Source organism: Psychromonas sp. Urea-02u-13, from assembly GCF_002835995.1.
Classification (GTDB): Bacteria; Pseudomonadota; Gammaproteobacteria; order Enterobacterales; family Psychromonadaceae; genus Psychromonas.
This window is the reverse complement of the sequence record NZ_PJBZ01000034.1, coordinates 91,949-103,295: the sequence shown is the minus strand read 5'-3', so window position 1 is coordinate 103,295 and position 11,347 is coordinate 91,949. Positions and strand designations below refer to the sequence as shown.

The following is an 11,347-nucleotide window of genomic DNA, read 5'->3' as shown; positions in this document are numbered from 1 at the left end:
GTTAGATGCTCGCGATCAGTTTGAAACCTCTGATAATACAAGTACATAACGAAATGGAATACTAAAGCAAACCACCACGATTTAAAGCCACTTAATTATTAACTTTGAACTCCGTAGAAAACACGTTACGAGATTCAGACAAAACTAATAATCAAACAGTTTACGAACTTTTAAAACCACCCTTTTAGATTTCAAATACTCAAACCAAAAAATAGTTGATGAATTGAAAGTTAAGCTAATTCAGAAACAAAAACACTGCGATTTTTAGATTGACGAATTAGAAATTTCACCAATCAAAGTAACGGCACAATCAACGCTACTTTTAAGCTTTTCTATTTTAGGTAATCTCTACAAACAGCATGATAATACCTTAGCCAAAACGTATACGAAAAACTAAAACATACCCTAAAAGGTAGCGACATCTAACGCCCACTTAAGCGGACAAAAAATGTTGGCTATAATTTTGTGAGGAACGAACAATAGCCAACTGTTTTTGTTCCGTTTAAAGTGCTTGTTAGATGCTCGCGATCAGTTTGAAACCTCTGATAATACAAGTACATAACGACATGGAATGATAAAGCAAACCACCACGATTTAAAGCCACTTAATTATTAACTTTGAACTCCGTAGAAAACACTTTACGAAGATGACACAAAACTAATATTTAAACAGTTTATGAACGGTTAAAACTACCCTTTGGGATTTTAAATACTCAATTAAAAAACTAGTTAACGAATTGAAAAAAAAGCTAATTGAGACAACCAAAACACCACGATTAGCAGATTGACGAAATACAAGTTAACCAATCAAATCTACGGCGCAATCGACGCTACTTTTAAGCTTTTCTATTTGAGAAAATCTTCGCAAACAACATGGTAAAACAGTAAACAAAGCGTATATGAGAAACTAAAACACAACCTTAAAAGTAGCGACATATAACGCCGCAATAAGCGGAAAATTATAGTTGGCTATAATGTTTGAGGCACGAAAAACAGCCAACTGTAATTTTCCGTTTAATTGCCTTGTTATATTTCATTTAAGCTACACGCTTTGTCAGGTAACATTCTAAATGCATAATCGATGTGAGGATATTCAATTTTGTAGCAAATATAGTTGGTAAATAGCTGATGAAGCCCTAGTTTTTCAATGCCTTCGACAATAGTTTTCTCACTCACATTTTCACCAAACGAATTAAAGCTGAACCCCCACTCGTTAGTAATAAAGCCACTTTTCCCAATTAATGCTGTTTTTGTCACGCCATCAATTACATAAACCAATATAAAAGCCATATATTTAGTAATTACAATATCGTCAAATTTTGTTTTACTCACAGATATTTTTTGAAAAGGTAGCTCTCGCTTCGTTTTTGAAGACGTTTTGCATTTTTTAAACTTTTTACCATTGTCTAAAAATATATCAACTTTACCAAAAACAAAATTTGGTTCAAAGCTGTCCCTACCTACAATTAAGTCTGAATATTTTTCAAATTCTAACTTCATTGTTTCATAGGGCTTTAATAATTTGGGTTCGCTATATTCGGATAAAGATATTTTATGACTATTTTCTAAAACAGCTTGAATACCCCATATAGGGACAACCTTGTCTTTATGATTGGTTAGTACAATACTCCGGATTCTCTCAGGATAAAATGTGTCGATTATAGTTGAGTATTGTACTTCAACAGACGTACCTATCTTTTTAAATGAAAAATATAGACCTAATAAAGCGGCAAAAGTAAGAATAATAGGTCTAAATCCAACTTCTAAAAAAGTTAAAATACTTGGTAGTACATCAGACATTGAAACTCCGAACAGATCTCATGAAATATAACAGCGTATTAGATAGAAAAATTCTATATTTTGACAAGAGAATTAAACTATCTAATATGTAAATTTATAGAATACCACAATACAATATATTTATTTAATATCAATCTATTGGCGCTTTTTACTTGATCTAAAATTGCACAAAATACAGAAACTTTCCTATTTAGCTGAAGATAATGTGTGGAAATACAGAAAAACAAAGGACTGTATATAAACATAGTTATTTTATTTCGTTTTTTAAAAAATTTATAACGATTACCGACAAAGAAGACAAGCTACAATGCAGTCAGCTCAATAGTAGTCTGCGCTATTGCAAATAGAATTTAAATAAGTAAAGCGTACCTATTACTTAGCCGACAACAACCCCTTAAAATACCGAGCGGCTTGTTGCGGGTCATCTGCATGACAAATTGCAGAAACTAGCGCAACACCATCTACCCCTGTTGCGATAATATCGCCAAGATTCGTGGCATTAATACCGCCTATTGCGACCGTAGGAAACGAGCTTTTTTTAACGGCCATCGCTAGCCCCTCAATGCCCCACTCTTTTTTAATATTGGTTTTTGTTGACGTGGCAAAAATAGCGCTTAGGCCGATATAGTCGATAGGTAACGATTCTGCGTCTTGCAACTGTTGTTCTGTCTCAATCGATAAACCCAATAATTTATCAGGGCCAATTAAGTGGCGCGCCATTGCAGCCGGCATATCCGATTGCCCAAGATGCACACCTTCTGCATCAACGGCCAAAGCAACATCGACTCTATCGTTAATGATTAACGCGACACCAGTGTCTTTTAACACCTTTTTTACAGCCAAGGCGGTGTCGATAAAAGCGCGAATGTCGCCCTGCTTTTCTCGTACTTGCACCATAGTCACGCCACCCGCAACGGCCTCTTTAACGACGTGCGTGAGGGTTGCTAAGTCTTGTTGATCATCGGTGACTAAATATAAACGGTATGGATTCACAGAGAGACTCACTTTTTAAATGATTAAGGGTTTATTTAGAATAACAGGGATTGTTTAAAAATAGGGATTACTTAGAAAATAGAGAGCTTTTAGAAAACAGGGATTGTAACCAACAAAGCTTGCTAGAAAACAGAGTCCGTAAAAAACGATGCACTTTTAAATCGATTAAAAGTGCATCGCTGGTTTTTCTGAGAACCTGTTTACGGCTTTCGGTTTACAGCTTTCGATTTACAATAATCAGTTTACGACAATTTTAAACGTGCACTCAATGTGGCTTCATCTAGCTGATACAAAGCATCCAATAAGTTCAGTTGCAAACTGCCCGGCCCTTTTGATTGCTCAGCAGCGATTTCACCTGCCACACCAAAAACAGCAGCAGCTGCTAATCCCGTTTCTTCACCAACGGCTGCAAATGCGCCCGTCAGCGCACTTAATGAACATCCCATGCCTGTAACATGAGGCATCATTGCGTGGCCATTATTGAGCTTAACTTGATTATCCGCAGTGATGATGAAGTCTGTTGCACCAGAAACCACCACATTACAGTGGTAGGTTTCTACTAAATAACGTGCAGCCCCTACAGCGGCTTCACTACTATCTAGTGAATCAACGCCTTTGCTCTGTGCTTTTTCCCCCACTAAGGCGATAATTTCAGAGGCATTACCACGTATGATTAACTTATTGGCGTTTTTTGCTATTTGGCGTGAAAACTCAGTGCGTAACAGACTCGCACCACAGCCCACCGGATCAAGTACCACCAGCTTATTATTCGTATTGGCTTGTTCAACGGCAAACAGCATACGTGCTGTCCATTGACTGTCTAAGGTGCCAATATTAATCACTAGTGCGCCCGCAAAAGACATCATTTCAGCCATTTCTTGACGAGAATGCGCCATGATAGGTGAAGCGCCAATCGCCAATAACGCATTCGCGCTATTATTCATCACCACATAGTTGGTGATATTAACCACCAGCGGTTTTTGCTCACGTAATGCTGTCAACGCGGCGGAAATAGTGTTAACTAATAAACCTACATTTTGATTCATAATAGCGTTCCTAATGAGTAAATAATAAATAGCAGTTAATCAATAACATGCATAAATAAAAATCGCATTTAGCGTTTGTCTAAACCTTGCTGCCAAAAAGCCACTTCCATGCGTGTTGCTGTTTTGAATACTTTAATTAAGTCTTGTCCACGTTGACTGTTTACATCAATCTCGGCTAATAACGTATCGATATGTTGTGTACCTTGTTTAACGCCCTCTTGAAATTCATCACAGCCATAAAGCGCAATCCAACTTTCAAAAGGGTTATTCTCTCGCTTAGTATTTTTATCATCTCTTAAGTTACGCCCAATTTCTGCATAACCAATAGAGCACGGTGCGAGTGCTGCATATAAATCAACAATATCGCCTTGCATGCCCGAATCCAGTACATAACGTGTATAAGCAACCGTGCCAAAATCTTCGTCTTCAGCTTCCAAGTCTGACTCAGTCAGCCCCCAGTTTGCGCAATAGCTTACATGGTGGCCAATTTCAGAATCTAATAATGCATGCACACTCGGTAAGGCGTTACGCATATCCGCTAACGTACGTGCCTTGTAAATGACTAAGGCATGAGCACGTGCATATTGCTTAAGAAACAAAAAGTCTTGTTTCAGGTAATGTAAGAAACATGGCTGTGCTAACGTGCCTTGTGCTAATTGCTCTACAAAGGCATGTTTTGTGTATGCATCCCAATCTTGGCGACATGCATTAATGAGATCTTGATGATTCATAGTTCGACTCTATTTAGTGTGAGATTGGTTTTACTGAAAATTAGGAATGTAATCTTGTGCTTTTGGTAACGTTTTAATGATTTTTGCTGAATACATAAACTGTGCATAATCATCGTAACGTTTAAGGTCAATCGCTGATGGACGTAATGCAAAACGCGTTAACGTATCGCGCCATGCACGTTTGTTTAACTCGTTGTTAAGTGTATCGGGTGCATAGGCAACAAACTCTTTCCAAGCCGCGTCAGGGTGATTAACGATATAAATCGCAGCTTGTTCGATGGCTTTATTAAAAGCGATGATAGTGGCTTTATCGTAGGTATTGGCATTAGCAACAATGACTAATTCGTCATACACCGGCACACCGTGCTCTTCTGGGAAAAAGGCTTTTGATTTAAAGCCTTCAAGCGCAAGTTGGTTGGTTTCAAAGTTACGTAATCCGCCCCAAATTGCATCCACTTTGCCCGATGCCACTGAAGAAGAAAGTGCCCAACCAACATTAATGATTTGAACTTCATCGTATTTAACACCCGCAGTGGCGAGCATAGTGCCGATTGATGCTTCTTCGTTACCTGCCATCGCAATACCAATTTTTTTACCTTTTAGGTCCGCTAAGGTTTTTACCTTGTTCTTTTCACTGTCTATTATCATCAAGGCATTTAACGGCGTCGCAATCAAGGTCGCTGAGCGAATTAATGGTAAACCAGCTGCCACATCAATGGTTAAGTTTGGCTGATAAGTGATCGCTAAATCCACTTTGTTAGCAGCCACAAGTTTAGGTGGCATGCTTGGGTCTGCCGGCTCTTGAATGATGACATCTATGCCTTGCGCTTTAAAGTAACCGCGCTCTTTCGCAATAACAATGGGGCCATGATTCGGGTTAACAAACCAATCTAGCATTAATGTAAGTTGCTTGGTTTCTGCTTGAGCCGTTGCTGATAGCATGCTTGTTGCTAGTGCAATCGCACTCAAAATAGTAGTTTTTTTCATTTAACGTCCTTAGTCTTTCTATTGTTAGTGTTTTGGGTGTTAGGTGTTATTAATATAGTTATCGTTATTGTAAATTATGTTGATTTTCTAATTACACTTCCCAGTTAATCAGTTTTTTTAATAACTTATCGGCAACAAAATACAGCGTTACCGATAAGGCAGATAGGATAAATAAAGCAGCAAACATTTCATCGATCATCATACGGGCATTGGCATGTAACATCAGATAGCCCAACCCTTCACTTGAGCCAACCCACTCACCCGCAACGGCGCCAATAGGTGCAATCACCACGGCAACACGAATACCAGACGCTAAGGTCGGTAACGCGGCAGGGAATTGAATGTGACGTAACATTTGCCATTTACTGGCGCCCATTGTTTTCGCGAGATCAAGGTAACCCACAGGGGTATTACGTAATCCGTCGTAACAACAAGTGGTAATAGGGAAAAAGATGATTAACGCGGCCATGACGATTTTTGATGCTATGCCGTAACCAAGCCAGAGCATTAATATTGGCGCGAGAGCAAACACCGGAATCGCCTGACTGGCAATTAAAATCGGTAATAACCAGCGTTTTACGGGTTTAAAGAGCAACATTTGTAATGCAAATAACAGTCCCATGCTCACACCCAGCAGTAAGCCTAATACGATTTCTTGCGTGGTCACCCAACTGTGTTTAAGCAATACCTGATATCTTTCGAAGAGTTTAACAAACACATCAAAGGGGCTCGGTAAAATGAATGAAGGCATTTCAAAGTAGATAACAATCGCCTGCCATAACGCAATGATCACACCGGCGCTAATCAATAAGCGAATCAATCGATGCGTGACACTCTCTTTGCTTTTAAGCTGTATGGCTATTTTATTCATCGGCGTTGAATCACGCATAATCTTGCTCCAAACGATCCATTATTTGTTGCTGCAATAACGCACATTCGGCATCAAAATCACGCGGTGTTTCTGAGCTTGGCATCGGTAACGCGGTAGCAATCGCAGGTTTGCCTTGCATGATATAAAGCTGTTTCGCTAAACGCAGCGCTTCTTGTGGATCGTGGGTGATCAAAACAACGGTTTTGTTTTCAAGTAATTGGTGCGCCAAGTTTTGCAAACGATAACGGGTAACGGCATCTAACGCTGAAAATGGCTCATCCATCAATACGATAGGTTTGTCTTGCATCAGCGTTCTAGCTAGCGCAACACGTTGGCGCATACCGCCTGATAATTGTTGCGGTAAATAAGCGCCTTTATCGGCTAATCCAACTTGCTGCAATAATGAATGCGCTTTATCTAATTGCGTTTTTTTGTCGTGCTTTGAAAGCTTGCCTGCAAACTTCGTGCTTATCATGACGTTATCTAATACCGATAACCACGGCATTAATAAATCTTGTTGCGCCATATAGGCGATTTCGTGTTGATAATCACACGGCGGTTGTGTCGTTATATCACCCGACCACTGCACTTTATTGGTTAATAAATTCGCCAGGTAGCGTAATAAAGAGCTTTTTCCACAGCCACTTTGTCCTAAAATACAGGTCCACTTTCCCGCCGGAATATGCACATTGAGGTTTTCGATAACCGCTTGTTCGCTATCGTGATAACGCAGATAACCACCCGCAATATCAATGCTAATGCCCGTGTTTATAGCATCAGACATATTAGGTGTAGAGTTAGGTGCAGAATTAGGTAAATAATCAGGGGAATTAACAGACATTTGTATGACCTGCGTAGAAATGATTCACGGGGCCGTGCCCGTTGCCTATGTGTAACTCATCTGCATGGCTAATGGCGCCAGAAATATACTGTTTCGCTAATTGCACCGCCGATAACAACTCATGCCCCTGCGCTAAGTAGGATGCAATCGCAGAAGAGAGCGTACACCCCGTGCCATGTGTATTATCAGTCTTGATACGTTTGGCGTTTAAATGATGCACTTGCTCAGGCAATATCAGAAAATCGTTACTATTTTCTTGCTGCGATAAATAACCGCCTTTGAGTAATACCGCATTGCAGCCAAGCTGACGTAACGCGTTTATCATGTCACTCATCTGTGCTTCGTTATTAGGCACTTCGCAACCGGTTAAAGCGGCGCCTTCTAATAAATTAGGGGTAATAATATCAGCAAGGGAAAGTAGTTCTGATTTAAGGGTATTAATCGCATCCGCTTGTAATAACAGATCGCCATTACGTGTCACCATCACAGGATCAACGATTAAAAATGGCGGTTTATATTGTTTTAGTTTGCCAACGACCACATTGATAATGTCAGAATCGGCCAACATACCCACTTTCACAGCCACGACATTAAGATCGCTAAAGACCGCATCGAGTTGTTTTTCAACATGCTCAAGGGGAATAGGGAAAATAGCAGACACACCTTGGGTGTTTTGCGCCGTGATGGCAGTGATCACAGAACAGGCGTAACTGCCCGTCGCAGAAATGGCTTTAATATCCGCTTGAATACCTGCGCCCCCCCCACTATCAGAACCGGCAATGGTTAAGACAATCGGTGTTGATGACGTTGGTTTGTTCGCTGTTGAATTTGTCGGTATTGATGTTGATGTCGTTTTTAACATAAAAGCTCCTAACGCTGGCGCATTGGAACTGTATCAAGCAGAAGATTTTAAACACAAGGCTGGGTCAAATCGTAACAAACAAGACAGATAGTTCCCTACGCCAGTGTTAACTGAATCAGGTTCAACGGGTCTTTAAAAAATGCAATCTCAGCCTACTAGGCTCCCCGACTATTTTGCGATATTAACAAGTCTGATTGAAAGCGCAATATAACAAGGCTAATTATCACTTTTTGTTGATTTTAAAGGTCATTTTTTACTGCAGTGATACACCGCTAAAGTGCCTAAAAACAGATTTAACATAACCAAACCTTTATTGATGTTTTATTGCGATTGGGACAGAAAAGTTCACTTCTTGTTGATTTATAACAGTTATCTATTGAATTATAGGTGCAGTGTCTTTCATTTTTGTGCAGTGCGTTGTATTGATAACCTGCCTAGATGATTAACCTCAACTATAATGGGATAAATATTGCAATGACATTGATCAACATATGCGCATTAAACAAACAATCTAGTAATGAATATTATTAACGACCGAATAACAAAAACGTACTGCCAAGCGAGCAGCTGTTAATTATTTATATTTATTACTGTCACTTACACTAAGATAACACCGAGGATTTATGCCATTTAAACGCCCTTTATATATCCCATTTGCGGGTCCCGCATTATTAGAATCACCTTTATTGAATAAAGGCAGTGCTTTTTCACAAGATGAACGAGACAGTTTTAATTTAACCGGTTTATTGCCGCATAATATTGAGTCGATTGAAGAGCAATCTGTACGTGCTTATCAACAGCTTTCCTCTTTTAGTTCTGACTTAGATAAACATATCTACCTAAGAAATATTCAAGATACTAACGAAACGTTATTCCATCATCTTATCGACCATCATTTAGAAGAAGTCATGCCGCTGATTTACACCCCAACGGTTGGGGCTGCCTGTGAGCAATTTTCTAAAATTTATCGCCGTAAAAGGGGGTTGTTTATTTCATACCCTGAACGCCATAAAATTGATGACATGTTACAAAATGCCACAAAACAAAACGTAAAAGTGATTGTAGTCACCGATGGTGAACGTATTTTAGGACTCGGCGATCAAGGTATTGGTGGCATGGGTATTCCAATTGGTAAATTGGCTTTGTATACCGCCTGTGGGGGTATTAGTCCTGCTTATTGTTTACCGATATTATTGGATGTAGGCACGAACAATAGTCATTTATTAGCAGATCCTATGTATATGGGTTGTCGTCATCCACGTATTACCGGTGAAGAATATGATGAGTTTTTAGACTTGTTTATTCAAGCTGTGCGCCGTCGTTGGCCAGAAGTGTTATTACAGTTTGAAGATTTTGCACAAACTAATGCCACACCGCTACTAACACGATACCGTGATGAGTTATGTTGTTTTAACGATGATATACAAGGCACAGCAGCAGTCTCAGTGGGTACGCTGATTGCAGCTTGTCAGGACAAAAATGAAAAACTCAGCGATCAACGTGTTGCGTTTTTAGGCGCAGGCTCTGCGGGTTGTGGTATTGCACAACATATCGTCAGACAGATGCAGCGTGAAGGGTTAACCGAGCAACAAGCGCGTTCACAAGTCTTTATGGTCGACCGCTATGGTTTGTTAACTGACGACATGCCAAATTTACAATCCTTTCAACAGCCATTAATGCAGAAGTCTGCAGACTTAGCGGATTGGGATAAAAGCCAAGCATTAGGGTTAGAGCAAGTGATTAAGCAAGGTAAAATCACTGTGTTGTTTGGTGTGAGTGGTCAGCCAGACTTATTTACCCAGCAAGTCGTTGAAGACTTATGTAAAAATTCAGAACATCCGATTGTATTACCCCTGTCAAATCCAACATCACGTGTTGAAGCAACACCACAGGATATTATCAATTGGAGTCATGGTAAGGCGATTGTCGCAACAGGCAGTCCCTTTGCACCTGTTTTATATAACGATCAATACTTTGAAATTTCGCAGTGTAACAACAGTTATATTTTCCCGGGTATTGGTTTAGGTGTGCTGGTGGCACGCGCAACGTCAATTACCGATAATATGTTAATGGCGGCCAGTCAGGCACTGGCAGATGCTTCAATGAACTACAAAAAAGCGAAAGGTGCGTTATTACCAGGGTTAAATGAAATTCAAGATATCAGCAAATCCATTGCCTACGCTGTGGCACAACAAGCGATTGATGATGGTGTTGCCCCCGCTATTTCTGAACATACCATGCAAAGACGTTTAACCGAGAACTTCTGGACACCTAAGTACCGCGATTACCGACGTACTTCTTTCTAGATTTATCAGCATAACTCATCGATTAAAAGAGAAAGGCACTCGCCTTTCTCTTTTTTTATGCTTATTTTTTACCTAAACCCCAATTAAACGCTTCAATCTATTAAGCGTAAATCTTGCCTTTTAGCTCTAGCTGCGTCAGATATAAACGCATCTCAAATTCTAACTGATGGTAATTAGGCAACATATGTTCGCATAATTGATAAAAGGCTTTGTCGTGTGCTTTGACACGTACATGCGCTAATTCATGCACCACGATCATCTCTAAAAATGGCTCTGGCGCGGTTTTAAAAATGTCACTAATGCGGATTTCATTTTTACTTTTCAGCTTACTGCCCTGCACTCTGGAAATAAACGTATGCAAACCCAGCGCGTTATTGATCACATGAATTTTTTTATCGTAAACGATTTTGCTTAGCGGAGACGATTTGCGTAGATGTCTATTTTTCAAATCCATCACATAATCTCGAAGCATTTTATCGTTATTGATTTGATGCACTTGTGGGTATTTTTTAAGTAAAAATTTTCCCAAGGTATCTTGTTCAACCATCGAACGAATCTGGGATTGTACTTGTTGTGAGTAGGCAGATAAATACCTAAGTGTCACGGGTTGAGGTGTAGATGATGGCATGAATTAAGACTATTTAAGTTGAAAATTAAGTGAGTCAAATTGTACCTGAGTTACTATAAATCCGATAGTCACAGACTTTCTCTTTACTGGTTAGCTGATTTAACTCATTCCCGCGCTCTGCGTGGTAATACATAACCAAAGTAGTGCTAGAAATCAACATACTGCTCACGATAGTGAATAACAGCGCAATTTAGAAGCGGTTGGCGGAGTGCTTAACTCGTTCCCACGCTCTGCGTGGTAATGCATAACCAAAGTAGTGCTAGAAATCAACATAGTCAGTCTG

10 protein-coding genes and 1 riboswitch are annotated in these 11,347 nt (G+C 39.7%); of the genes, 1 reads left to right on the top strand and 9 read right to left on the bottom strand.

The features are described 5' to 3' along the window. Positions 1 to 1,025: 1,025 nt before the first annotated feature. From CXF74_RS00525 to thiD, 8 genes are all read right to left on the bottom strand, one after another. Positions 1,026 to 1,799 (bottom strand): hypothetical protein, encoded by a 774-nt coding sequence (locus tag CXF74_RS00525; protein ID WP_101080445.1) that lies wholly within the window; start codon positions 1,797 to 1,799, stop codon positions 1,026 to 1,028. A 372-nt stretch (positions 1,800 to 2,171) separates the two neighbouring features. Next, on the bottom strand, positions 2,172 to 2,792 hold the full coding sequence (thiE, locus tag CXF74_RS00520) for a thiamine phosphate synthase (RefSeq protein WP_232772393.1): 621 nt from the start codon (positions 2,790 to 2,792) through the stop codon (positions 2,172 to 2,174). A 242-nt stretch (positions 2,793 to 3,034) separates the two neighbouring features. Next, entirely contained in the window at positions 3,035 to 3,838 is an 804-nt protein-coding gene (gene thiM, locus CXF74_RS00515) for a hydroxyethylthiazole kinase (RefSeq protein WP_101080443.1), read from the bottom strand. Between the two features lie 68 nt (positions 3,839 to 3,906). Beyond that, positions 3,907 to 4,569: a thiaminase II gene (tenA, locus tag CXF74_RS00510; protein ID WP_101080442.1), complete on the bottom strand. Its 663-nt coding sequence runs from the start codon at positions 4,567 to 4,569 to the stop codon at positions 3,907 to 3,909. A gap of 30 nt (positions 4,570 to 4,599) precedes the next feature. Continuing rightward, positions 4,600 to 5,556: an ABC transporter substrate-binding protein gene (locus CXF74_RS00505; RefSeq protein ID WP_101080441.1), complete on the bottom strand. Its 957-nt coding sequence runs from the start codon at positions 5,554 to 5,556 to the stop codon at positions 4,600 to 4,602. 91 nt (positions 5,557 to 5,647) lie between these two features. Next, positions 5,648 to 6,427: an ABC transporter permease gene (locus CXF74_RS00500; RefSeq protein ID WP_232772394.1), complete on the bottom strand. Its 780-nt coding sequence runs from the start codon at positions 6,425 to 6,427 to the stop codon at positions 5,648 to 5,650. Positions 6,428 to 6,437: 10 nt separating this feature from the next. Continuing rightward, a complete protein-coding gene (locus tag CXF74_RS00495) occupies positions 6,438 to 7,268 on the bottom strand; it encodes an ABC transporter ATP-binding protein (protein ID WP_332870260.1) in 831 nt (276 codons plus the stop codon). After that, a complete protein-coding gene (gene thiD, locus CXF74_RS00490; protein ID WP_101080439.1) occupies positions 7,258 to 8,130 on the bottom strand; it encodes a bifunctional hydroxymethylpyrimidine kinase/phosphomethylpyrimidine kinase in 873 nt (290 codons plus the stop codon). Before thiD ends, CXF74_RS00495 begins: the two co-directional genes overlap by 11 nt. A gap of 75 nt (positions 8,131 to 8,205) precedes the next feature. Further along, positions 8,206 to 8,307: riboswitch (TPP riboswitch) on the bottom strand. Between the two features lie 446 nt (positions 8,308 to 8,753). Here thiD and CXF74_RS00485 point away from each other — a divergent pair. Then, positions 8,754 to 10,436, top strand: coding sequence for an NAD-dependent malic enzyme (locus CXF74_RS00485; protein ID WP_101080438.1), 1,683 nt, complete (start codon positions 8,754 to 8,756; stop codon positions 10,434 to 10,436). Between the two features lie 100 nt (positions 10,437 to 10,536). Here the strand turns inward: CXF74_RS00485 and CXF74_RS00480 are convergent, their stop codons facing one another. Then, positions 10,537 to 11,064 (bottom strand): M48 family metallopeptidase, encoded by a 528-nt coding sequence (locus tag CXF74_RS00480; protein WP_101080437.1) that lies wholly within the window; start codon positions 11,062 to 11,064, stop codon positions 10,537 to 10,539. Positions 11,065 to 11,347 lie beyond the last annotated feature (283 nt).